Source organism: Dongia sp. agr-C8 (assembly GCF_054658695.1).
The window spans coordinates 807,766-831,208 of record NZ_BAAGHZ010000003.1 but is presented as its reverse complement, the minus strand read 5'-3'; the positions used below and the strand labels follow the sequence as shown (position 1 = coordinate 831,208).

21 protein-coding genes are annotated in these 23,443 nt (G+C 65.6%); 5 read left to right on the top strand and 16 right to left on the bottom strand.

The genetic code is table 11. The annotated features are described in order from the left end of the window. Window positions 1–39 precede the first annotated feature (39 nt). The 7 genes from ACYQ4T_RS18175 to ACYQ4T_RS18145 all read right to left on the bottom strand — a co-directional run bounded on the left by ACYQ4T_RS18175 (window position 40) and on the right by ACYQ4T_RS18145 (window position 7,295). A complete protein-coding gene (locus ACYQ4T_RS18175; RefSeq protein WP_459857098.1) occupies window positions 40–1,608 on the bottom strand; it encodes a YdgA family protein in 1,569 nt (522 codons plus the stop codon). Window positions 1,609–1,834: 226 nt separating this feature from the next. Next, window positions 1,835–2,260 carry a nucleoside diphosphate kinase regulator gene (rnk, locus tag ACYQ4T_RS18170; protein ID WP_459857095.1) on the bottom strand — a complete coding sequence of 142 codons (426 nt, stop codon included), beginning with the start codon at window positions 2,258–2,260 and terminating at the stop codon, window positions 1,835–1,837. Between the two features lie 363 nt (window positions 2,261–2,623). Then, a complete protein-coding gene (locus tag ACYQ4T_RS18165) occupies window positions 2,624–3,400 on the bottom strand; it encodes a succinate dehydrogenase iron-sulfur subunit (protein ID WP_459857093.1) in 777 nt (258 codons plus the stop codon). A 10-nt stretch (window positions 3,401–3,410) separates the two neighbouring features. Next, the gene (gene sdhA, locus ACYQ4T_RS18160; RefSeq protein ID WP_459857091.1) at window positions 3,411–5,240 is read right to left on the bottom strand and encodes a succinate dehydrogenase flavoprotein subunit; all 1,830 of its coding nucleotides are present in this window, start codon (window positions 5,238–5,240) and stop codon (window positions 3,411–3,413) included. A 23-nt stretch (window positions 5,241–5,263) separates the two neighbouring features. Next, window positions 5,264–5,662: a succinate dehydrogenase, hydrophobic membrane anchor protein gene (sdhD, locus tag ACYQ4T_RS18155; protein WP_459857089.1), complete on the bottom strand. Its 399-nt coding sequence runs from the start codon at window positions 5,660–5,662 to the stop codon at window positions 5,264–5,266. Beyond that, window positions 5,662–6,057: a succinate dehydrogenase, cytochrome b556 subunit gene (gene sdhC / locus ACYQ4T_RS18150; protein ID WP_459857087.1), complete on the bottom strand. Its 396-nt coding sequence runs from the start codon at window positions 6,055–6,057 to the stop codon at window positions 5,662–5,664. Before sdhC ends, sdhD begins: the two co-directional genes overlap by 1 nt. Before the next feature lie 149 nt (window positions 6,058–6,206). After that, a complete protein-coding gene (locus ACYQ4T_RS18145; RefSeq protein WP_459857084.1) occupies window positions 6,207–7,295 on the bottom strand; it encodes a MaoC family dehydratase in 1,089 nt (362 codons plus the stop codon). A 147-nt stretch (window positions 7,296–7,442) separates the two neighbouring features. Between ACYQ4T_RS18145 and pdxY the strand changes: the two genes are divergently transcribed. Then, window positions 7,443–8,291 carry a pyridoxal kinase gene (pdxY, locus tag ACYQ4T_RS18140; protein ID WP_459857082.1) on the top strand — a complete coding sequence of 283 codons (849 nt, stop codon included), beginning with the start codon at window positions 7,443–7,445 and terminating at the stop codon, window positions 8,289–8,291. A 12-nt stretch (window positions 8,292–8,303) separates the two neighbouring features. Here pdxY and ACYQ4T_RS18135 read toward each other — a convergent pair whose 3' ends face one another. The 8 genes from ACYQ4T_RS18135 to leuD all read right to left on the bottom strand — a co-directional run bounded on the left by ACYQ4T_RS18135 (window position 8,304) and on the right by leuD (window position 13,700). Further along, entirely contained in the window at window positions 8,304–8,774 is a 471-nt protein-coding gene (locus ACYQ4T_RS18135) for a GNAT family N-acetyltransferase (protein WP_459857079.1), read from the bottom strand. Further along, window positions 8,771–9,115: a hypothetical protein gene (locus ACYQ4T_RS18130; RefSeq protein ID WP_459857077.1), complete on the bottom strand. Its 345-nt coding sequence runs from the start codon at window positions 9,113–9,115 to the stop codon at window positions 8,771–8,773. The genes ACYQ4T_RS18135 and ACYQ4T_RS18130 overlap by 4 nt, the downstream gene beginning before the upstream one ends. 1 nt (window position 9,116) lies before the next feature. Beyond that, the gene (locus tag ACYQ4T_RS18125; protein ID WP_459857073.1) at window positions 9,117–10,142 is read right to left on the bottom strand and encodes an aspartate-semialdehyde dehydrogenase; all 1,026 of its coding nucleotides are present in this window, start codon (window positions 10,140–10,142) and stop codon (window positions 9,117–9,119) included. Between the two features lie 92 nt (window positions 10,143–10,234). Continuing rightward, window positions 10,235–10,390 carry a hypothetical protein gene (locus tag ACYQ4T_RS18120; RefSeq protein WP_459857071.1) on the bottom strand — a complete coding sequence of 52 codons (156 nt, stop codon included), beginning with the start codon at window positions 10,388–10,390 and terminating at the stop codon, window positions 10,235–10,237. Between the two features lie 135 nt (window positions 10,391–10,525). Next, window positions 10,526–10,891: a hypothetical protein gene (locus ACYQ4T_RS18115; RefSeq protein WP_459857069.1), complete on the bottom strand. Its 366-nt coding sequence runs from the start codon at window positions 10,889–10,891 to the stop codon at window positions 10,526–10,528. Between the two features lie 10 nt (window positions 10,892–10,901). Continuing rightward, window positions 10,902–11,783, bottom strand: coding sequence for a universal stress protein (locus ACYQ4T_RS18110; RefSeq protein ID WP_459857067.1), 882 nt, complete (start codon window positions 11,781–11,783; stop codon window positions 10,902–10,904). Window positions 11,784–11,901: 118 nt separating this feature from the next. Further along, window positions 11,902–13,011 (bottom strand): 3-isopropylmalate dehydrogenase, encoded by a 1,110-nt coding sequence (leuB, locus tag ACYQ4T_RS18105; RefSeq protein WP_459857064.1) that lies wholly within the window; start codon window positions 13,009–13,011, stop codon window positions 11,902–11,904. A gap of 65 nt (window positions 13,012–13,076) precedes the next feature. Continuing rightward, window positions 13,077–13,700 carry a 3-isopropylmalate dehydratase small subunit gene (gene leuD, locus ACYQ4T_RS18100; protein ID WP_459857061.1) on the bottom strand — a complete coding sequence of 208 codons (624 nt, stop codon included), beginning with the start codon at window positions 13,698–13,700 and terminating at the stop codon, window positions 13,077–13,079. Between the two features lie 135 nt (window positions 13,701–13,835). On the opposite strand from leuD, the gene ACYQ4T_RS18095 reads away from it, so the two are divergent. From ACYQ4T_RS18095 to ACYQ4T_RS18080, 4 genes are all read left to right on the top strand, one after another. Beyond that, window positions 13,836–14,573: a hypothetical protein gene (locus ACYQ4T_RS18095; RefSeq protein WP_459857058.1), complete on the top strand. Its 738-nt coding sequence runs from the start codon at window positions 13,836–13,838 to the stop codon at window positions 14,571–14,573. A 76-nt stretch (window positions 14,574–14,649) separates the two neighbouring features. Continuing rightward, the gene (locus ACYQ4T_RS18090) at window positions 14,650–16,941 is read left to right on the top strand and encodes a CHASE2 domain-containing protein (RefSeq protein ID WP_459857055.1); all 2,292 of its coding nucleotides are present in this window, start codon (window positions 14,650–14,652) and stop codon (window positions 16,939–16,941) included. 136 nt (window positions 16,942–17,077) lie between these two features. After that, window positions 17,078–19,630, top strand: a complete 2,553-nt coding sequence (locus tag ACYQ4T_RS18085; protein ID WP_459857053.1) for a cation:proton antiporter — start codon at window positions 17,078–17,080, stop codon at window positions 19,628–19,630. A gap of 228 nt (window positions 19,631–19,858) precedes the next feature. Next, window positions 19,859–21,373 carry an aldehyde dehydrogenase gene (locus ACYQ4T_RS18080; protein ID WP_459857051.1) on the top strand — a complete coding sequence of 505 codons (1,515 nt, stop codon included), beginning with the start codon at window positions 19,859–19,861 and terminating at the stop codon, window positions 21,371–21,373. Between the two features lie 51 nt (window positions 21,374–21,424). On the opposite strand, the gene ACYQ4T_RS18075 is transcribed toward ACYQ4T_RS18080, so the two are convergent. Further along, a complete protein-coding gene (locus tag ACYQ4T_RS18075; RefSeq protein ID WP_459857049.1) occupies window positions 21,425–23,353 on the bottom strand; it encodes a sensor histidine kinase in 1,929 nt (642 codons plus the stop codon). Window positions 23,354–23,443: the final 90 nt, after the last annotated feature.

Here is a 23,443-nt window from a genome sequence, read left to right as displayed (position 1 = left end):
TGCAAATGCAGGCTAATTGCTACCGACACCGCGACCGTCTCAGGGCGCGATGCCATCCAGGGGCTTGCCGTTGACCAGGACCTGGCCGCTCTCGGTGAGATCGACCTTGTACTTGTCCACCGGCTTGCCGTCGGCGCCGGTCTCGCGCTGCGCCAGGGCCTGCAGCATCGAGAGCACGCCCATCGCCTGCTGCGCATCCGGGCTTTGCCCGGCCATGCCCTGGGCCAGCGCGATCAGGTCGTCGAGCCCGAGCAGCGCGAAGTTGACGACGCCCACCGCCTTCTGCGGCGTCTCCAGCGCGAGCTTCAGCGCGCCGTCGGCCGAGAGCTTGGCCTTCTCCGTCTCGAGGCCCGAGGGCTCGATGGTGAGCTTCAGGGTCGATTGGGAGAGCGCCGACATCAGCGCCCCCATCATCATGAACTGGCCGCCCTGGGCGACCTGCGGGTCGCCGGAGGTCATCTCGGGCAGGGCCTTGGCGACGCCCTCGACCAGGCTCGGCACCGGGATGTCGGTCGCGAGCAGGGAGAGGTTGCCCTTCTTCGGCAGCACCGCCTTGGCGATCGGATCCTGGAACGCGGGGTCATTCACGGCAAGGCCGTCATGACTGATGCTGAAGTTCGCCTGCGCCTGATCGGTGTTGATGCCCTTCAAGCCCAACGCCATCCCGCCGCGGGCGAGCTGCACGGTGACCGCGCCCTTGGCATCGGTCACGGTCAGGCCTTCGCCGCTGAAGTCATAGCCGTAGGCCGCCATCAGTTTCGGGAAGCCGCGCACCAGGTCGGCCAATGCCTTGCGGTCCTCATCGCTCAAGGCGGCGTCCGGCGCCGGCTCGCCGGCCGGCGCGTATTTCGCCGAGAATTCGTTGATCTTCGCCATCATCTGGCGATAGGCGGGGAAGTCGAGTTGCGCGACGGTGACGGTGCCGAGCAGCTTGTCGAGCTTCACCGTGGTGCCGTCCGCCGGATCGGTGCCGGCCAAGGCGTTCAGGGTGATCGTGGAGACCTGGTCCAGCAGGCCCTTGCCGTTCTCCTTGCCGTCGCCGGTGATCGTGGCGCTGGCGACGGTGAAGGTCTCCCTGGGATCGGTCGCCGAATTGACGGCGATATCCTTCGCCTGCCAGTCGAACTTGAGGAAGTTCTGCAGCGGCTTCGACCAGGTCGCGGTGAAGGCGGTGGTCGTGAACTTGACGTTGGCTTCCGGTTTGCCGTCCAAGCCGTTGAGCGCAAACTCGCCCGGCATCTTGAGGTCGCTGACCTGGTACTGGTCGGCGCCGTCGGGAGTGAGGCGGTAGTCGATCTCGCCGAAGGTCGCCTGGACCTGCTTCTCCGAGCCGTAGCGGATGCCGGTGATCGCCACGTCGAAGCCCTTGCCCTCGACGGTCGGGGTGACGGTGACCTTGTCGTGGCGGATGCGGATCGGCTGGCTGGGGACTTCAATCAGGGCCAGGTAATCCTCGATGCCCTTGGCGATTTCGGCCGCCTCCTTCTGGCGCTCGGCCCCGGAATCGCCGCAGCCGGCGAGGAGCAGGGCCGCGAGGCTCGCAGCGGCCATGCCGCGCCAGACTTTGCCGCCGATCCGGTGGTGGATCCCGCTTTCAAGGTAGAGCATTCCAAATCCCCAAAGAAAAAGCCTGGTCCCCATTGAAGCCGGAGGCGCAGGCTGCGTTATCGATTCGGCGGCACTATAGCAAAGCCCCCGCCACATCCTAGCGATGCCCGTCACTCTCAGCCTTGGTTAATCGCGCTCACTTGGCGCCCAGCCTCGAGAATTGTCGCGCCGGCGGGCGAAGGGTTCACGGCCCGGCCCGCCGGCGCGATCTGCACGCCGCGCGTTCTCAAGCGGATTGCGGCATCCCGACATCGAGCACCGTCAGCAGCCGAACCTCTCCGCTGCGTGTCGCCCAGGTGATGGAGTCGCCGGTCCCGAGTCCGATCAGCGCCGTGCCGATCGGCGTCATCACGGAGATCCGGTGCCGCGAAATGTCCGCGTCCCCCGGATAGACCAGCGTCACGGTCTCGATCTTGCCCGTGGAATCGTCGCGGAAGGTGACCTTGGACCCCATGCAGACGGTCTGTTCCGGGCGGCCCTGCGCAATGATCTCGGCCCGCTCCAACTCCTCGGTCAGCACCGAGGCTTGGTCGGGCATGGCGTCGGCTGCGGCGCGCGCGAGATCCGAGAGCCGGTCGTAATCCTCGGCGGTCAGGAGGATCCGCGGCTTGACCCGGCCGCCGACCGTCGTCGCCTTGTGCTTCATCGACATCAATTTCGTTTCCTTTCTTCGGCGCTCCTCGCGCCGTCTGAGAATCGCGAGGGAGCGCCCCCGCTTGGCGGACACGGTCCGAAGCCGATCACGTCTTTCTGGATGCTGCGCCGTGCAGGCATGCCGGATCCGCCAGAGACGGCCGGAGAGACTTAGCCTGGAACGTGGAGCCCCCGAGCTCGGGGTGCGACGGCGCGCGCTGAGCCCGGGGCTAATAGCCCGCGATCAGATTGCCTGCGTGAGACAGGCCTCGGTGAAAGGCAGCGATGCGCAACATGATGGCTTACACATAAGCATCCGTTCCGCGATGTCAACGCCGCGCGGCTCAGCCGGCGCAACCGTGCCGGTATCCCGAGAGGCGGCTCAGCGCCGCTCCACCATCAGCTTCTTGATCTCGGCGATCGCCTTCGCCGGGTTGAGGCCTTTGGGGCAGGTCTTGGTGCAGTTCATGATGGTGTGGCAGCGGTAGAGCCGGAATGGATCCTCGAGCTGGTCCAGCCGCTCGCCGGTCGCCTCGTCGCGGGAATCGGCGATGAAGCGGTAGGCCTGCAGCAGGACCGCGGGGCCGAGATAGCGGTCGCCGTTCCACCAGTAGCTGGGGCAGGCGGTGGAGCAGGAGAAGCAGAGGATGCATTCCCAGAGGCCGTCGAGCTTGGCCCGGTCCTCCGGGGTCTGCAGCCGCTCGCGTTCCGGCGGCAGGGTCTCGGTCTTCAGCCAGGGCTCGATCGACTGGTACTGGGCGAAGATCGTTGTCAGGTCCGGCACCAGATCCTTGATCACCGACATATGCGGCAGCGGGTAGATCCGGACGTCGCCCTTGATCTCGCTGATGAATTTGGTGCAGGCGAGCGTGTTGGCGCCGTCGATGTTCATCGAGCAGGAGCCGCAGACACCCTCGCGGCAGGAGCGGCGGAAGGTCAGCGTGGAATCGATCTCGTTCTTGATCTTGATGAGAGCGTCCAACACCATCGGGCCGCAGGCGTCGAGATCGATCTCGTAGGAATCGATCGTCGGGTTGCCGCCTCGGTCGGGATCCCAGCGGTAGATCCTGAAGGTCTTGACGCGCTTCGCCCCGGCCGGCGCCTTGAAGGTCTTGCCGGGCTTGGGACGACTCTCAGCGGGGAGGAGGAGTTCGGCCATGATCTTCGACTCAGTAAACCCGCGCCTTGGGCGGGAAGGATTGCACGTCGTTGGACAAGGGCTGCAGGTGGACCGGGCGATAGTCGATACGGGTCTTCCCCTGCTCGTCCATCCAGGCCACCGTATGCTTCATCCAGGTCTGGTCGTTGCGCTCCGGGAAGTCCTCGCGGGCATGGGCGCCGCGGCTCTCTTCCCGATTCGCCGCCGATTCGATCGAGACCACCGCCTGGACCATCAGGTTGTCGAGTTCCAGGGTCTCCATCAGGTCGCTGTTCCAGATCAGCGAGCGGTCCTCGACCTTGACCCGGTCCTTCATGCCGAAGATCTCGCGCATCTTCTTGACGCCGACGCCGAGCGATTCGCCGGTGCGGAACACCGCGCAGTCGTTCTGCATGGTCTTCTGCATGTCGAGCCGGAGCTTCGCGGTCGGGATGTCGCCCTTGGCATTGCGGAGCTTGTCGAAACGGTGCAGCGCATACTGCCCGCCGTCCTTGGGCATCGGCCGGTGCGGCTCGTTCTTCGAGAGGATCTCGGCGGCGCGGATCGCGGCCGAACGGCCGAACACCACGAGGTCGAGCAGCGAGTTGGAGCCGAGGCGGTTAGCGCCGTGCACCGAGACGCAGGCTGCCTCGCCGATCGCCATCAGGCCGGGGACGATCGCGTTGGCATCGTCGCCGGCCTTGGTCACGACCTCGCCGCGATAATTGGTGGGCACGCCGCCCATGTTGTAGTGGCAGGTCGGCAGCACCGGGATCGGCTCGCGGGTCACGTCGACGCCGGCGAAGATCCGCGCGGTCTCTGCGATGCCGGGCAGGCGCTCGTGGATCACCTTCGGATCCAAGTGCTCGATGTGCAGATGGATATGGTCCTTGTGCTCGCCCACGCCGCGGCCCTCGCGGATCTCGATGGTCATCGAGCGGCTGACCACGTCGCGCGAGGCAAGGTCCTTGGCGGAGGGGGCATAGCGCTCCATGAAGCGCTCGCCCTCGGAATTGGTGAGATAGCCACCCTCGCCGCGCACCCCTTCGGTGATCAGGCAGCCGGCGCCGTAGATGCCGGTCGGGTGGAACTGGATGAATTCCATGTCCTGGAGCGGCAGGCCGGCGCGCAAGGCCATGGCATTGCCGTCGCCGGTGCAGGTATGGGCCGAGGTACAGGAGAAGAAGGTGCGGCCGTAGCCGCCGGTCGCCAGCACCACCAGCTTGGCATGGAAGCGGTGGATCGAGCCGTCGTCGAGGTTCCAGGCGACCACGCCGACGCAAGCGCCACTCTCATCCATGATGAGGTCGATGGCGAAATACTCGACGAAGAACTCGGCGTGGTGCCGGAGCGCCTGCTGGTAGAGCGTGTGCAGGATGGCGTGGCCGGTGCGGTCGGCGGCGGCGCAGGTTCGTTGTGCGATGCCCTTGCCGAACTCGGTGGTCATGCCGCCGAACGGGCGCTGGTAGATCTTGCCGTCCGCGGTGCGGCTGAAGGGCACGCCGTAATGCTCGAGCTCGATGATCGCGGGCACGGCTTCGCGCACCATATATTCGATCGCGTCCTGGTCGCCGAGCCAGTCCGAGCCCTTGATGGTGTCGTACATGTGCCAGCGCCAGTCATCCGGCCCCATGTTGCCCAATGAGGCGGAGATGCCGCCCTGGGCGGCGACGGTGTGGCTGCGGGTCGGGTAGACCTTGGAGATGCAGGCGGTCTTCAGTCCCTTCTCCGCCATGCCGAAGGTCGCGCGCAAGCCGGCGCCGCCGGCGCCCACGACCACCACGTCATACTGGTGATCGACGAAGGGATAGGCATCGCCGTTGATTCTAGGTGCGCCGTTGATCGGGGTTTGGTCAGCCATGGCAGGTCAGGACTTCGTTGTTGTCAGCCGGCGAAGGCCGCCACCAGCAGCGCGATGGTCGCCGCGGTCGCAAAGCCGAAACCGGCGAATTGGATCAGGATGACGAGCGCGTGCTTGGCGAACTTGCCGTGGACGTAATCCTCGACCACCACCTGCAAGCCCAGCACCGCGTGATAGAAAGCCGCGAACAGGGTGAGCGCCAGCGCGCCCAAGGTGAACGGCGCACTCAGCCATTGGGTGATCGCCGCGTGGTCGGCGCCGGCCAGGCACACCACAGAGGCGACGAACCAGAGCCCCAGCGGGATCAGCGCCAAGGCGGTCATGCGCTGCATCCACCAATGGCCGACGCCTTCCTTGGCGGCGCCGAGGCCGCGCACCCGCGCGATCGGGGTACGGAGAGATTTGTGAGATGCCTCGGCCATCAGAACGCACCCATCTGGTAATAGCCGATGACCCAGGCGGCGATGGTCAGCACGGCCGTGCCGATCAGGACCGCGTAGCCGGTCTTGTAGGCGGCGGGGAGCTCGAAGCCCCAGCCGGCATCCCAGGCGAGGTGCCGGATCCCGTTCAGCAGGTGATAGAAGAAGGCGACGGTCCAGCCGAGCAGCAGCAGCCGGCCAATGATCGAACCGTTGAAGCTCTGCAGCCTGTCGAAGGCCTCGAGCCCGCTCGCCGCGGCGGTGAGCCAGCAGACCAGATAGAGCAAACCGATCGCGAGACCGATTCCGGTGAAGCGGTGCAGGATCGACGTGACGGAAGTGAGCTGGCGCTGATAGATCTGGAGATGCGGCGACAGCGGTCTGGGATGGCCGGCCATGATCGTGCTTCTGCTCGTCCCTTTAAGGCAATTCGGGGGTTAGGCAGTGATGCGCCGGACAGGCGCGATTGCAGTGCAGCAAAGCCCACGACAGATACGCCTTTCACCTCAGAGCGTCAATCATACGGGGGAAGATGGTAAACCTCCGGTTAACCGCCGATTTCCTCAGCGCCCTTTGCGCCCCCCAGTCGCCCACGGGGCATCAGCACGCTGTAGTCGAGGTCCAGCACCACGGGCTCGGGATATTTTCCATCGCTGCCCGGTTTCGGAAAATCCGTGCAAGGGTGGTCCTTGGCGGCAATGGTCCGCAGCCGCAACGCGCCAACGTCGCCGCGCCCGGGGAGCTCGGTCTTGGCGGTGACCTCGCTCCAGGCATAGACCGTGTCGCCGGCAAAGCTCGGGGCGACATGCCGGCCGCCATGGATCGCCGCGATCCGGAAGGCATTGCCGAGGCCGTTGAAGGAGAGCGCCCGGGCCAGCGAGATGATATGGCCGCCGTAGATCAGCCGCTTGCCGAACCGGCCCTTGGCCTCGGAATGCTGGTTGAAATGCACCTTGGCATTGTTCTGGTAGAGGCGGGTCGCGGTCATGTGGTCGGATTCCTCGAGCGTCATTCCGTCCATATGGTCGATCTGTTCGCCGATCGCGTAATCGTCCCAGAGATGCCGCGAGCCCGCGAGGTCGAGGTCGTAATCCTGGAAATCCAGCGCGGCCGGCAGGGTGAAATTCTGCACCCCGACTTCCGGCGGGAGATCCGGCGTCACCGCCTCCGGCGCGGCTGCCGCCTTGTCGCGCTTCCGCACCATCACCCAGCGGATGTAGTCCAGCACCGTCTCGTCCCACTGGTTGACGCCGGTCGAGCGGACGGTGACGACTCCGGTCTCCTTGTTGGAATTCTCCTTGAGGCCGATCACGATCGAGGTCGCGGTCAGGCTGTCGCCGGGAAATACCGGGGCGCCGAAGCGGCAGTCGGCATAGCCGAGATTGGCGACGGCGTTGAGCGAAATGTCGGCGACGGTCCGCCCGAACACCATGTGGAAGACCAGCAGATCGTCGAGCGGCGCCCGGGCATAGCCGATCGACTGGGCGAAGCTGTCGGACGACGGCACCGCGAAACGCGAGCCGGTGAGGCCAATGTAGAGCGCCACATCGCCCGCGGTCACGGTGCGCGGCACCGCATGCCGGATCACCTGGCCGAGCTTGAAATCCTCGAAGAAGTTCCCGGGATTGGTCTTCATCCGCGCCCCATCTGCGCCCCCAAAGGCTCCATTGTCTGCGGACAATAGCCCGCTTGAAATCGCCCCGGACTTTCTAAACAGTGCGGGGTGTTTCGCCAAGCCCTCGCCCGTCCATCCCAAGGCGCCCCAAGGACCGCCCGCTCGATCATGAACATCCTCTCCGTCCAGTCCCACGTGGTCTATGGCCATGTCGGGCATCAGGCCTCGACCTTTCCGCTGCAGCGGCTGGGGCACGAGGTCTGGTCGCTGCCGACCGTGCTCTATTCCAACCACCTGGCGCATCCCTCCTTCACCGGGCGGAAGCTCGACGCGCATTTCATTGACGAGCTGCTGGAGGGCCTGCGGAAGCTCGACCTGCTGGGGCGATTGGACGCGGTGCTGACCGGCTATCTCGGCGACGCGCCGATCGTGCCGATGGCGATCGCGGCGCTGGAGGCGGCGCGGGCCGCCAAGCCGGAGGTGGTGTTCGCCTGCGATCCGGTGATGGGCGACGACGGCGCGCTCTATGTCTCACAGGCGCTGGCGGAATCGATCGCCCGCGACCTGGTGCCGCGGGCCGACATCCTGTTTCCCAACATCTTCGAGCTGCAGCACCTGACCGGGCTGACTGTCACCGGCCTGAAGGACGTGCGGCCGGCAATGGAGGCCTTGCGCAGGCGGACCCGCAACGCGCTGGTGATCGCCACCGGCATTCCCGACGAGACGGATCGCGGGCTGATCACCGCGCTGGCGCTCGACGACAGCGGCTTCTGGCAGGCCAAAGCGAAGCGGCATCCGATGGGCGCCTCCGGCAACGGCGACTGTTTCGCGGCCTTGTTTCTCGGCCGCTATCTCGGGCATCGCGACCTCCCGGTGGCACTCGGCAATGCGGTCGAGGGCATGAGCAAGATCGCGGCGCTGACCGCATCCACCAATGCCGACGAACTTCGAATCGTCGAGAGCCAGGAAACCTGGTCGAAGCAGGATCCGAACGCGGTCGCGATCAAGATCGGTTAGTCGGGGAATCTGCTAAGCAATCGGCCGGCGCAGTCGCAGCGAATCCGCGACATAGCCTTTGCGCTCGTAGAAGCGCCGCGCCGTCGCATTGCTGCTGAAGACATCGAGCAGCAGGAAGCGATAGCCTTGGGCCCGCGCCCAGCCTTCGGCTTCTTCCATCAGCCGGCTCGCGACGCCCTTGCCTTCCGCTGCGGCGGTGACCGCCAGGATCGAGACATAGCCGGCGGTCGTGCCCGACAGAATGTCGTCGGTCGATTCCAGGTGGATGTAGCCGAGCGGCGCGCCGGCTTCGTCGACTGCAATCAATGTCGCCGAGCGGGGCGAAGGCGCGTCCAGCGCGGATTTCGTGTAGCCCGCCTGGAAGGCCTGAAAGTTCTCGCGGGTGAGGCCCGGCCCCGCGGTTTCCGCGATCAGTCGCTCATTCAGCGATTCGAGAAATGCGCGATCGGGCGCGGCTGCCGGACGGATGACAATGAGGGTCATTGGCCGGTCATGACCTGGTCGATCAGCTTGCGGCCCTGTTCCAGCAACAGGCAGGCATCCGGCACGGCACCGGCGTCGAGCCGGTCTTCCACCTTGAAGTAGAGCCTGGCCGCAGCGAGGGTGCGGGCATTGCGCAGGTTGTCGAAATCCCCGTCCGCCGCGAAATCCGCCTTGGCGGAATCCATCGCCGCCATCGCCTCCGGCCGCATCAGCGTCGCCTGCAGCTCGGCCAGACGCTGACGGGCGATGGATTCGCTGCAGAGCTGCGCCGCTTCGGCGCCATGCGGCGAGAGAAGAAGAAGGGCGGCGCCGGCCAGGAACTGCCGGCGCCGTCCCGTCATCTCAGGCCGCCTTCTTCAGGTGGTCGCGGACCAGCACCTCGGCGATCTGCACCGCGTTCAAGGCCGCGCCCTTGCGGAGGTTGTCGGAGACCACCCAGAGGTTGAGGCCGTGCTTCACCGTCGCATCCTTGCGGATGCGGCTGACATAGACCTTGTCCTCGCCGGCGCTCTCGACCGGGGTGACGTAACCTTCGTCCGCGCGGTGGTCGATGACGCTCACTCCCGGCGCGGTCTTCAGCGCGGCGCGGGCATGCTCGACCGACATCTCGCTCTCGAACTCGACATTGACCGCCTCGGAATGGCCGATGAAGACCGGCACCCGCACGCAGGTCGCCGAGACCGGAATATCGGGATCGAGAATCTTCCGGGTCTCGACCGCCATCTTCCACTCTTCCTTGGTGTAGCCGTCCTCCATGAAGACGTCGATGTGCGGGATCACGTTGAAGGCGATCTGCTTGGTGAACTTCTTGTGCTCGAGCGAGCCGTTGGTGAAGACGTTGCGGGTCTGGTTGAAGAGCTCGTCCATGCCCTCCTTGCCCGCGCCCGAGACCGACTGATAGGTCGCGACCACGACGCGCTTGATCTTGACGAGATCATGCAGCGGCTTCAGCGCCACGACCATCTGGATGGTCGAGCAGTTCGGGTTGGCGATGATGCCCTTCTTGCGATAGAGCGCGATGTCCTCGGGATTGACCTCGGGCACCACCAGCGGCACGTCCGGGTCCATCCGGAAGTAGCTGGTGTTGTCGATGACGATCGCACCGGCCGCCGCCGCGCGCGGCGCGAAATCCGCCGAGATCTTAGCGCCCGCCGAGGAGAGGACGATGTCCACGCCCTTGAAGTCGAACTTGTCCAGCGCCCGGACCTTGAGGACATCGTCCTCGCCGAACGAGATCTCCGAACCGATCGAACGCTCGGACGCCAGCGGGATCACGTCCTTCACCGGAAACTGGCGCTCGGCCAGGATATTCAGCATTTCGCGACCCACATTGCCGGTCGCGCCAACCACTGCCACTCGGTAACTCATCTCTTCCTCACACATCTCTCTCAGATCATTTTCATGCAAAGCAAAACGGCCGCACGAGGGTGCGGCCGTTCGAAAACTCGACAGGCCGCAGGTCACCCTCCGGTTTTGGTCCCCGTGTCGGTGGTGGTCGGCAGCTGGCTGGTCGACGTCGTGTCGTCGGTGGTGTTCGACGCGCTGTAGGGGCAAGCAGAGGCGGCGCCGGCCAAAGCCAGCAGCGTCACGAGCCCAAGAACGAGTTTACGCACCATGATCCGGCCCTCTCCTTTGGTTACAGGGGCTGATCTCTTAGGGCGTGCAGTCTAGCCCCCGCCGCCCGGTGGGAGAAGCGTTATTTTGACGGTCAACCCGGCGATTCGCCGGGTTTGCCATGCAAATATCGCCGGTCAGCGCACCGAAGCGACGCGGAAGGTCCGGGTCACCCCGTCATGCTCGGTGACCGAGACATATTCTCCGGCGAGAAAGCGGTGGCGGTCTAACTTGAAGGCCGGCTCATCGTCCGCCGCACCCTTCTCATAGGAGAAGACCCACCGGTCCGGACCGAGATGCAGCAACACACCCTGCTCGATCTTCTCGCCCGGGAAGAAACGGCGCACCCGGCATTCGGTGCGATGCTGCTTCCAGGCCTCGGCATCGAGATGGCCGTCGGCGGTCAAGGGCGCGGTGAACTCATAGCCGGTGTCGCTCCGACCTTCCGGATTCTCTTTGGTCCGCGCGAGCTCCAGGCGGACCGTCTTCAGCTTCGAGGTCATCGCTGTGTCCTCAATGCGCCATCAGCACCGGTAGATCGGCATGGTCCATCATATGGCTGGTGACCCCGCCCAACATCAGCTGGCGCAGGCGGCCATGGCTGTAGCCGCCCATCAGCACGAAGCCGGCGCCGAGCCCCTTCGCGGTCGCCAGGATCTGCTCGGCGGCACTGCCGGTGCTTTGTATGGATTCGATCATCGCGGCGGTGACGCCCTCCCAGGCCAGGTAGCGGACGAGATCGGAGGCCGGGTGGCGGTCCTTCTTGCCCTCGACCACCGAGAGCACGCGCACGTCATTCATGCCGCGCAGGAGATCCAGCGCCTGCGAGATCGCCCGCGTCGCCTCGATGCTGCCGTTCCAGGAAATCAGCGCGGGTCCGGTGACCAGCTTGTCGAGTGCCCCTTGCGCCATGCCGTTCGGCACCAGCAGAACCGGCTGGCCGGCGCCGAACAGCGCGTCTTCCATACGGCTCAGGACCTGGTCGCCGGCCTCCTCGCCGCTGGGGCGCCCCATGACGACGATGTCGGTGAGGCGGCCGTATTTGATGATGAGCTCGTCTTCCGCGCCTTCCAGCAGCTTGAAGGCGGTGGAGATGGTGTTGGTGCGCAGGCTCGGCGTGTCATCGACGTTCAGGTTGTTGGCGCTGCGCCAGGCCTCGAAGGTCGCAGCAGCCGCCTTGGCGCGGGTCTCGGCATGGCGCTCGACCGCTTCGATCAGCTCGGTCGCGGCCACGCCGACATCGACCATCAGCGGCACCGATTCCATCGGGTCCACCTTGATGTGGCGGGCGGAGATATGCGCGCCGCCGCGCTTGGCCAGGGTCAGCGCAGCGTCGAGCGCGGTGCGATCGGCGTCATAACCGAAGACCGGAACCAGGATATGCTTGAAAGCCATGTTCGTCCTCCGACGTGGGCGGGGCAATGGGATCGGGAGTCCGATTCTTTTTAGACAATGCCGTCGCCCCGCATCTTGACATAAATCAACATGCCGAGGCGAGTGTACGCCGAACCCGTCAGGCGCCCAGGCGATCCAGCTCTTTCAGGATCTCGTCGCCCATGCCCACGGTCGAGACCAGGGTGGCGCCGGGGCTCATGATGTCTCCCGTCCGGAAGCCCTTGGCCACCACGTTCTTGGCGGCGGTGTCGAGCAGGTCGGCTTCCTTCGAGAGATCGAAGGAATAGCGCAGCATCATCGAATAGGAGAGCAGGGCGGCCAGTGGATTGGCCTTGCCCTGGCCGGCGATATCCGGCGCCGAGCCATGGACCGGCTCATAGAGCGCGCGGCGGCGGCCCTGCTGGTCGGCGGCGCCCAGGGACGCCGAAGGCAGCATGCCGAGCGAGCCGGTGAGCATCGCGGCGCAATCCGACAGGAGATCGCCGAACAGGTTGTCGGTGACGATGACGTCGAACTGCTTGGGCTGGCGGACCAGCTGCATGGCGCAGTTGTCGGCATACATGTGGCTCAGGGCGACGTCCTTGTATTCCGGGGCGAGCTTGGTCACTTCCTCGCGCCAGAGCACGCCGCTCTCCATCACATTGGCCTTCTCGACCGAGCAGAGCTTCTTGCTGCGCTTCTGCGCGAGTTCGAAGGCGACGCGGGCGACGCGCACGATCTCCGAAGTGGTGTAGACCTGGGTGTTGATGCCGCGGCGCTCGCCGTTCGGCAAGGTCTCGATGCCGCGCGGGCTGCCGAAATAGACGCCGCCGGTCAGCTCGCGGACGATCATGATGTCTAGGCCCTTGACCAGCTCGGTCTTCAGGGAGGAGGCCTCGGCCAGGGCGTCGAAGACCAGCGCCGGGCGCAGGTTGGCGAAGAGCTCCATGTCCTTGCGCAAGCGCAGCAGCCCGCGCTCCGGCTTCACTTCGAAGGGCAGGTTGTCCCATTTCGGCCCGCCCACCGCGCCCAGCAGCACCGCGTCGGCCTGCAGCGCCTTCTCCATGACTTCGTCGGTCAGCGGAGTCTTGTGCTTGTCGTAGGAGATGCCGCCCACCAGCTCTTCGCCGACGTCGAAGGAGAGGCCCTGGCGCTTGTCGAACCATTGGATGACCCGCTTCACCTGGGTCATCACTTCCGGGCCGATGCCGTCGCCGGCGACGATCAACAGTTTCTTGTTGGCAGCCATCTTGTTCCGATCTTCAAAGAAAAGGCCCGGCATTGCGCCGGGCCGATGGATATCAAACAGGTTGGTTAGGCGGCGGTGCCTTGCCAGAGCCAGGGCTGGGAGAGCTGGTTCTTCTCCTCGAAGCCGTCGATGAACTTGCGCTTCTCCAGCGTGAGGCCGATATCGTCCAGGCCGTTCAGCAGGCAATGCTTGCGGAAGGCGTCGATCTCGAAGCGGATGCGGCCGCCGTCGGGGCCGGTGATCTCCTGCTTCTCGAGGTCGATGCTGATGATCGCGTTCGAGCCGCGCGAGGCATCGTCCATCAGCTTGTCGAGCTCTTCCTTGGAGACCTTGATCGGCAGGATGCCGTTCTTGAAGCAGTTGTTGTAGAAGATGTCGGCAAAGCTGGTGGAGATCACGCAGCGGATGCCGAAATCCAGCAGCGCCCAGGGCGCGTGCTCGCGCGAGGAGCCGCAGCCGAAATTGTCGCCGGTCACCAGGATCTTCGCCTGCCGATAGGCCGGCTTGTTGAGGACGAAGTCCGGGATCTCCTTGCCCTCCGGCGTGTAGCGCATCTCGTCGAACAGGTTCTTGCCGAGACCGGTCCGCTTGATGGTCTTCAGGAACTGCTTCGGGATGATCATGTCGGTATCGACATTCATCATCGGCAGCGGGGCCGCAACCCCGGTCAAGGTCTTGAACTTGTCCATCTTTAGAGCGCCTTCCGGTGACAAAGCGGCGGCTGTTATGGCATGGGTATGACCGGCTCTCAAGGGCCCCGCCCGGGCCAGGAACTGTCTGCTGCAGAAGCAGCCCGGCGGAAGAACAAACAGGAATGCACTCAATTGCTTAGGAAAATTGCGGCTCTCGGCCTCCTCGCGACCCTCCTGCTCGCCGGCTGCGGATCGCCGCCCGCCCCGAAGCTGCAGATCAGCCCCGCCGACATTGCAAGGCAGGCGCCGGCGCCGATCCAGATCAGCCCCCGGGTGGCCGGTATCTATGCCGGATATCTCGAGCAGCTCACGCCCGACGTCACCGGCGTCTTCGCGATCTCGCCCAACGGCAACCGGGCGGAGTACCGCTTCTGCCGCCACCCGGACTGCCTGCTCTCCGACGACGAGGTCGCGGAACGGGCGATCTCCCGCTGCAATCTCGGCGTGCCGCAGAAGGATCCCAACAACCGCTGCCTGGTCTTCGACCGCAACGGCAAGGTCAACCAGCCCTATCGCACCTGGAGCGACGGCGATTTCGACATGCCGAACCCCAACCCGCCGGTGCTCGCGGTCAAGGATCCGGCGGAGATCGCCCCCGGCCGTTTTGCGGCAATGACGCCCGACGGGCAGATGATCATCAGCCTCCGGGCCGACGGCCGGGCCTATCTCTGGGACACCGGCGACGGGTTCCACCAGGCGACTTGGTCCTTGAAGGGCGACAAGGTCTGCGTCGATTCGATCGACGGCCGGGCGCAGGTGACCTGCGGCCAGCTCTATGGCACCGACAAGGACCATATCACCGGCGCCACCCTGGACCTGTTCCCCGGCAAATACCTGTCGATCACCCGGATCGCGAATACGGCGGAGTGATGGGGGCCACTGTCCTTTGCCCCGGGGCCTGTCTAGACTGCGGCGCGAGCTGAAATAGCGAGACGAATCAGGCCGGATGCACAAAGCTTGGGGGATTGCGATACCGGGTCTGCTGCTGGTCGGCGCCTGGATGCTGCGTGAGGCCGATCCGACGCCGATCCAAGCCGTCCGCAACTTCGTCTTCGACAATTACCAGCGGCTGGAGCCCCGGCCCTACAATGCCGATCTGCCGGTCCGCATCGCCGACATCGACGAGAAGAGCCTGCAGACCTTCGGCCAATGGCCGTGGTCACGCGCGACCATGGCCAAGGTGGTGGACCGGCTGGGCGAACTCGGCGCGGCAGTGATTGCCTTCGACGTTCTCTACGGTGAACCCGATCGCACTTCGCCGCAGGCCCTGATCGCCAATCTTCCGGCCGATCCCGCTTTCGCCGATGTAAAGGCCCGAATGACCGCCTTGCCGGATCCGGATGCCCAGCTGGCCGAGTCCATTGCGCGCGTCCGGACCGTCCTGGGATTCGCCCTGCTGGGTTACGATCCGGAGCGGCCGCAGGCTCGGCCCAAGCCGGTCGGCGGCTTCGCCGCGGCCGGGGACAGCCCGCTCGATTTCACGCTGAAGCTGCCCTATGTGGTCGCTGCCTTGCCGGTTCTGCAGGCTTCGGCGCTCGGCAACGGCGCCGTCAACGCGGATCCCGACCGCGACGGGGTCATCCGCCGCGTGCCGCTGATCCTGAACTACAACGGCGACAAGGTGGACAGCCCGCCCGACGGCCTGTTGCCGGCGCTGTCGCTCGAGGCGATCCGCGTCGCCCTGGTCGATCCGAACAACAAGGCGTCCGGCTATACGATCCGCTCGTCCAGTGCGAGCGGCGACATCTGGGCCAGCGCCGTCGCGAACGGCATCGGCGCGCTGCGCATCGAGGACACGCCGGTGGTGATCCGGACCGACCGCGCCGGGCAACTGTTGCTGCACGACACCGGGCACCAGGCGCAACGCTTCATCTCGATCGCCGACCTGTTCAAGGCCGATTTCCCGCGCAGCGAGGTTGAAGGGCGGATCATCCTGATCGGCACGACGGTGGAAGGGCTGAAGGATATCCAGACGTCGCCGCTGGAAGCCCGCATTGCCGGCGTCGAGATCCATGCCGAGGCCATCGAGCAGATCCTGGAAACGGCGATGGGGGGCGGGATGGGCCTCTGGCGTCCCTACTGGAGCGATTTCGTCGAGAAGAGCCTGCTGATCCTGTTCGGTCTGCTGGTGATCGGCCTCGCCTTCCGGGCCGGGGCCATTCTCGGCATCGCCGTCGCCGTGGGCTCCATCGCTGTCGCCATCGGCGGGAGCTGGTACCTGTTCCACACCCGCGGCTGGCTGGTGGATCCGCTTTACCCGGCTGGAACGGCCCTGGTCATGGTCATGGCCGCGACCACCATCAACTTCATCCGCACCGAGCAAGACAAGGCGCGCATCCGCGGCACCTTCTCCATGTATCTCTCGCCGGCGATGGTCGAGCAGCTGGCGGAGCGGCCCGAGCTCGCGAAGCTCGGCGGCGAGAATCGCGAGCTCACCGTCATGTTCTCCGACATCCGCGGCTTCACCAAGCTCTCGGAAGGGCTCGACCCGCAGGAACTGACCCACGTCATCAACAGCTTTCTCACGCCGATGAGCAAGCTGATCAAGGATCATCAAGGCACGATCGACAAATATATCGGCGACTGCATCATGGCCTTCTGGAACGCGCCGCTCGACGTCCCGCATCACGCCCGCGAGGCGGTGCGGACCGCGGTCGAAATGCGCCGCACCTTGAAGCGCCTGAACGAGCAGTTCGCGGCGGAAGCCACCGCTGCCGGACGCAAGCCGGTCAAGCTCCGCGCCGGCGTCGGGCTCAACACCGGCATCGGCTGCGTCGGCAACATGGGGTCGGAGGAACGGCTGGCCTATTCGGCGCTCGGCGACACGGTGAACACCGCGTCCCGCCTGGAATCGCTGTCGCCGGCCTATTTCGTCGACCTGGTGCTCGGCGAGGAGACCGCCGCCGACGTCCAGGACTTTGCTTTGCTCGAGCTCGACCAGGTGAAGGTTAAGGGCAAGGCGATCCCGATCCGGATCTTCACCTGTCTCGGCACCGAAGGCTATGCCGCGCGCCCGGAATACCGGACCCTGCGCGCGCAGCACGACCGGATGCTGGAAGCCTATCGCCGCCAGGACTGGGAGGATGCCGAGGCCGCGCGCGACGAATGCCTGAAGGTCGCACCGGAGCGGCTGCATCCGTTCTACGCGCTCTACGGCACGCGGATCGGCGAGTTCAAGCTCTACCCGCCCGGACCGGGCTGGGATGGCGTCTACGTCGCACAGTCGAAGACCGGGTGAGGTAGCTTGTTGAAATTGAGTGTGTGGCACCCCCACCCCAGCCCTCCCCCGAAGACCGGGGAGGGAGAAGATAAGGGCCTTCCCCCGAAACCCGCGGACGCATGTCCGCATTCGCGGACGGGGGAGGAAGGATAAGATGTCCTCAGCCGCGCTCATCGTCTTTGGCCTGGTCACCCTGCTCGGCCTGGTCAGCCTGTTGCCGCCACTCGCGGCCAAGGTGAAATTGCCCTATTCGGTGCTGCTGGCGCTGGCCGGCTGCGCGCTCGGGCTGCTGATCCAGGTCCAGCCGCAATCCCATTCCGCGGTCGCCAGCGATCTCATGACCGCGCTGCAGCAGTTCGAGATCTCGGCCGAGGCGATCATCGTCATCTTCCTGCCCGCCCTGCTGTTCGAGGCGGCGCTCTCGGTCGATCTCCGGAGCCTGCTCGAGGACATCGCGCCGATCCTCACCATGGCGGTGGTCGCGGTGGTGATCTGCACCCTTGTGGTCGGCTTCTCGATGGCGGGCGCTTCCGATTACGGTCTGCTGGCCTGCCTGCTGCTGGGCGCCATCGTCGCCACCACCGATCCCGCCGCGGTCATCGGCATTTTCAAGGAGGTGGGCGCACCGCGACGGCTCTTGACCCTGGTCGAGGGTGAATCGCTGCTGAACGACGCCGCGGCGATCTCGATCTTCACCCTGCTGGTGGCCGCCATCCTCTATCCCGGCACGGTCGGTCCGGCGGGCGCGGTGGTCTCCTTCCTGATCAGTGCGATCGGCGGCGCTGTCGTCGGCACCGGCATGGGGTTCGCGACCACCAGCCTGTTCCGCATCCTCTCCGGCTGGCCGCGGGCAGAAATCACGCTCACCATCGCGCTCGCCTATCTCTCCTATTTCATCTCGGAGCACTATCTGCATCTCTCCGGCGTGGTCGCCTGCGTCGCCGCAGGTCTGGTGATCGGCGCGGCACGCAAGACCCGCCTCACCCAGGAGACGTCCGAGCAGCTCGAAGGTGCCTGGGGCCAGATCGGCTTTTGGGCGAATTCCCTAATCTTCCTGCTCGCTGCAATGTTCGTGCCGCGCTTCGTCGGCAACATGACCTGGACCGATATCGGCCTGGTGATCCTGCTCTACTTCGCGACCATGGCCGCGCGCGCCGCCACCGTGTTCGGCCTGCTGCCCCTGTTCGAACGGCTGCGCCTCTCGCAGCAGATCGACACGCGCTTCAAGGGTGCGATGCTTTGGGGCGGGTTGCGGGGCGCGATCTCCCTGGCCCTGGCGCTGGCGGTGACGGAGAACCGCGCCTTGCCGGAGGCGATCCGCGACTTCGTCGCCGCCTCGGTCACCGGCCTGGTGCTGATGACGCTGTTCATCAACGGCACCACACTGCGGCCGCTGATCCGGCTGTTCCAGCTGAATCGGCTTTCGCCGGTGGGCGCGGGCGTGCGCGACCGCGCGGCGGTGATGACCCTGGCCGAGGTCCGCGACCACGTGGCGGATGCGGCGGAAAGCGGCCGGTTCGATCGCAATGTGACCGATGCGGTGCTGGGCGATCTCGACGCCCGCCTCGCGGTCGAGCGTTCGACCTGCGCTCCCCTTGGCAGTGCAGAGGGGGGCACAGCCGAAGGCGTGCTGGGGAAGCGCCAGACCATGCGCGTCGGGCTGACCGTCATGACCGCGCGGGAGAGTGCGCGCTGTCTCGACTTCCTGCATGCCCGGGTGGTCGACCGGCGGATCGCCGAGCAGATGCTGGCGCATGCGCAGAAGCTGCGCGACGCGGTGCGGCCGCAGGGCAGCGCCGGGACCGAGCGCAAGCGCTGGGAGGCGGACAAGGCCTTCGCCCGAACCTGGAAGCGCAACCTGCGCTATGGCTGGCATTTCCGGCTGGCACTGCTGCTGCAGAACCGGCTCGGCTTCGACCGCGTGCTGGCGAACGCGCTGGCCGAGCGTTTCGAGCTGCTGGTCAACCAGCGCCGGCTGCTGGCCGAGATGGGCCCGTTCGCCCGCGACCGGCTGGGTGCGCTGCTGGGCGAGGAGGCGACCGAGAAGCTGATCCAGCTCAACGCCGACCGCGCGAAGGCGGTGGAGGACGCATTGCTGGCCTTGAAGCTGCAATACCCGAGCTATGCCGAGGCGCTGCAGCGCCAGCATCTCGAACGCGTGGCGCGGGTCTGGGAAGACCGGGGCTACCAAGCGCTGCTCTCGCAAGGCGTCGTCAGCGGCGAGGTCGCCCAAGCGCTGACCGAGGAGGCGAAGGACCGATATCCGGATATTGACCGCCGGCCGCATCTCGACACGCGGATGAGCGCCCGCGAGTTGGTCGCGCGCGTTCCGCTCTTCGCCAACCTCTCCGAGGACGCCTCGAACCGCATCGTGCGCCAGCTGCGGCCGCGGCTGACCTTGCCCGAGGAGCTGATCGTGCGCAGAGGCGAGCGCGGCGAGTCGATGTTCTTCATCGCCTCGGGCGCGGTCCGGATCGTCATCCAGGGCAGCGACGTCGAGCTCGGTTCCGGCGACTTCTTCGGCGAGCTTGCCCTCATCACCGGGCGGCCGCGCGTCACCGACGTGGTCTCGCTCGGCTTCTGCCAGCTGCTGGAACTGGGCGCCGCCGATTTCCGCGCCCTGCTGGCCAAGGACCCGGCCTTGAAGGCGCAGATCGAAAGCGTCGCCAACCAGCGCCTTGGGGTCAGCGTCGCTGCGGCGAAATAAAGCCCTTAAATCTTAATCGTCATCGCCGGGCTTGACCCGGCGATCTCGTGACAATGGGCGACAGATGCCCGGGTCAAGCCCGGGCATGACGGTCTTTTTGCCGCGATGACGACTTCGAGGGTGGGTGCTATAAGCTCTGCGCCTGCCAAGGCTTGCGATCTCCGCCGCCGACTTTCAATATGTACGGCTGGGAATAACGGAGACGCTTTTCGGAGAGGAGAGACCATCATGAACCTTGAACAAGCGCGTGGCTTGGACAAGAAGGCATTCCAGAAATTCGCCGGCAAGCTGAAGCCGGAGACCCGCAACTTCATCGACGGCAAGTTCGTCGATGCGAAGAAGGGTCGCAAGTTCGAGACCATCAATCCCGCGACCGGCGAAATCATCGCAAGCGTCGCCCGTTCCGATGCCTCGGACGTCGACGCCGCGGTCAAGGCCGCGCGCAAGGCGTTCAAGTCGGGCGTCTGGTCGAAGATGGCGCCGCGCGACCGGATGAGCGTGATCTACAGGTTCGCCAAGCTGATCGAGGACAACGCGCTGCAATTCGCGCTGCTCGACACCACCGACATGGGCAAGCCGATCAGCGAGATGCTGAACATCGATATCCCCGGCGCGGTGATGACCTTCAACTACTTCGGTGAGACGGTCGACAAGATCGAGGGCCAGGTCACTGCGACGGCTTCGAGCGAGTTCCATTACATCCTGCGCCAGCCGCTGGGTGTGGTGGGCTGCATTGTGCCCTGGAATTATCCACTGATGATGGCTTCGTGGAAGGTCGCGCCGGCTCTGGCCGCCGGCAACTCCGTCATCCTGAAGCCCGCCGAGCAGTCGCCGCTCTCGGGAGCCTTGATGGCGAAGCTGTTCATGGAAGCTGGCGGCCCGGCCGGCGTCTTCAACGTGGTCCAGGGCTTGGGTGAGGAGGCCGGTAAGGCGCTGGCGTTGCATATGGACGTAGACAAGATCGGCTTCACCGGCTCGACCGAGATCGGTAAGCTGATGATGGTCTATGCCGGCCAGTCCAACATGAAGCGCGTGACGACGGAATGCGGCGGCAAGACCCCGCAGATCGTGACCGGCGACGTGCCCGATCTGGAGACCGCGGTGCAATACGCGGTCAACGGCATCTACGGCAACCAGGGCGAGGTCTGCAACGCGGGCTCGCGGCTGATCGTCGATCAGAAGATCCACGACGACTTCGTCGATCTCTTCCTGAAGAAGGCCAAGGCCAGCTTCAACCCGGGCGACCCGCTGGACCCCGCGACCACCATGGGCCCGCTGGTCACCAAGGAGCAGCAGAAGCGCGTGCTCTCCTATATCGACATCGGCAAGAAGGAAGGTGCGAAGGTGGCGCTCGGCGGCGGCAAGCCGAAGGGGCTCGATGCCGGCTGCTATGTCTCCCCCACCCTCTTCACCGGGGTGAAGAACGACATGCGGATCGCCAAGGAGGAGATCTTCGGCCCGGTGACCGGCGTCATTCCGTACAAGAAGCTCGAAGACGCGATCGCCATCGCCAATGATTCGATCTACGGCCTGGCGGCCTCGATCTGGACCTCGGACGTCTCGACCGCGCACAAGGCGGCCCGCGACATCGAGGCCGGCATCGTCTGGGTCAACTGCTTCGACCACGGCGACATGACCTCGATCTGGGGCGGCTTCAAGCAGTCCGGCATGGGCCGCGACAAGTGCCTGGAGACGCTGACCACGGTCACCCAGACCAAGTCGGTCTGGATGCATCTCGGCTAGGATCGGCCGGAGTCTGGTGCAAGCGGGCGGGACCCATGGTCCCGCCCGTTCTCATTGGGGCGCGCCGACTGGCAGGGTAACGGTCATCCTCGTGCCGACGCCCTTCTCGGAGCGGATATCGAGCTGGCCGCCGAGCAGGCGCGCGAAGCGATCGACCAGGGTGAGGCCGAGCCCGCTGCCCTCCTGGCGCCGGTTGTAGGTGGGATCGAGCTGGACGAAGGGCTGCCGGGCGCGCGCGATCTCCTCCGCCGTCATGCCGATGCCGGTATCGGACACGGTGATGACCGCACTCGGCCCGGCCTGCCGCGCCTCAACGCGGACCTTGCCGCCCGTGCGGTTGAACTTCACCGCATTGGCCATGAGGTTGAGGATGATCTGCTTGACCAGGCGACGGTCGCTGGTCGGCGGCGCGCAATCGATGTCGGTCTCGATCGCGACCTGCCGCTCCTCGGCCAGCCCTTCCAGGTAGCCGGCGCATTCGCCGACCACCGCGGCGAGATCGACCGCTTCGTGGCTGGTCTCGATCCGCCCGGCTTCGATCCGCGCGAGGTCGAGGATGTCGTTGATCACCGCCAGCAGATGCTGCCCGCTCTCGTGGATGCTCTGGTAGTAGTCCTGCAGCTTTTCCGGCGCCAGGCCGCCGCCAAGCGTCAGCAGCATGTCCGAGAAGCCGATGATGGCGTTGAGCGGCGTGCGCAGCTCATGGCTCATGGTCGCCAGGAATTCCGATTTCGCCCGATTTGCCGCTTCGGTGTCGCTGAGCGCGCGCCGCAGGTCGAGCTCGGTCTGCTTCGCCGCGGTGATGTCCTGGGTGACGCCCAGGCTATGGACATGCCCCGTGGCTTCGTCGCGATAGGTGCGCCCGACCTCGCGAAAGTGCCTGAGCGCGCCGTCCTTGGTCGGGTTCCGGAACTCGACGTCATAGGTCTGCCCGGCATCCATCGCCATGATGGCATCGAAGGTGGCGCGGTCCTCCGGCGGCGCAGCCGCTTGCATCTGCCGGCTGCTGCCCCGTTCCAGCATGAACTCTCCCGGAGACATCCCGAACAGGCCGGCCAGCTCGTCCGAGCAATAGAGGCAGTGGTCCGCGGTGGTATCCCACACCCAGGTGCCGAAGCTGGCTAGCGCGGCGCCCTGGCGCAGCAGGCTTTCGCGCTCGCGCAATGCCGCCTCGATGCGGTGCAGCTCCGTCACATCCAGAACCGTGCAGCGCACCGCGACCCGCCTGCCCTGCGCGTCGAAATCCGGTCCGCTGCGCTCCACCACATAATGTGTCCGTCCCCGCCGGTCGGTGATGCGGTATTCGTTCTGCGCCGACGCCCCGGTCTCGATCGCGCGCATGTCGGCGCTGCGGATACGCTCCCGATCGATCGGATCCACCAGATTGATGAAGGCCTCGTAGCTGCCGTCGAAGCTTTCCGGCTCGAGGTCGTAGATCTGCATGCCGATCTCGTCGAGCGTCACGCGCCGGGTCGCCAGGTCCAGGTCCCACGAACCGACGGCGGCAATCCGCTGGATGCTGGCCAGCCGGGCCTCGTTTGCGGCGAGACGCTGCTCGACCGCTTTTTGGGCGGTGATATCCTCGGCCGTAACGATCACGTAGCGCGGCCGCTCCCCCGGCACCCGGGCCAGCGACAGGGAAGTACGCGACCAAACCGTCTCGCCCGACTTGCGGATGTAGCGCTTCTGGATGCTCACCGTCTCGCGGCGATCGCCTTGCAGTTCTTCGACCAGCTGGAGATTGGATGGAAGATCGTCGGGATGGGTGATGTCGGCGAAGGTGCGGCTTGCCAGTTCGGCCTCGCTGTAGCCGGTCAGCGCGCAGAAGGGGCGATTGGCGAGCAGGAAGCGGCCTTCGAAATCGCAGCAGCACATGCCGATCGCCGCCTGCTCGAAAATGGCGCGGAACAGCCAGGTCTCGCTCGCGGCGAGCCGAGCCTCTGCGCTCGTCGGCTCACGTCCACCCTGATGTCGCGACACCTCAATCCCCCGGCGCCGAGGGTATCCCAGCAGTTGCGCATGACATGGCTGGCCTCCCGAGCGTGGTGCATTCTATCCAGGATTCCAATC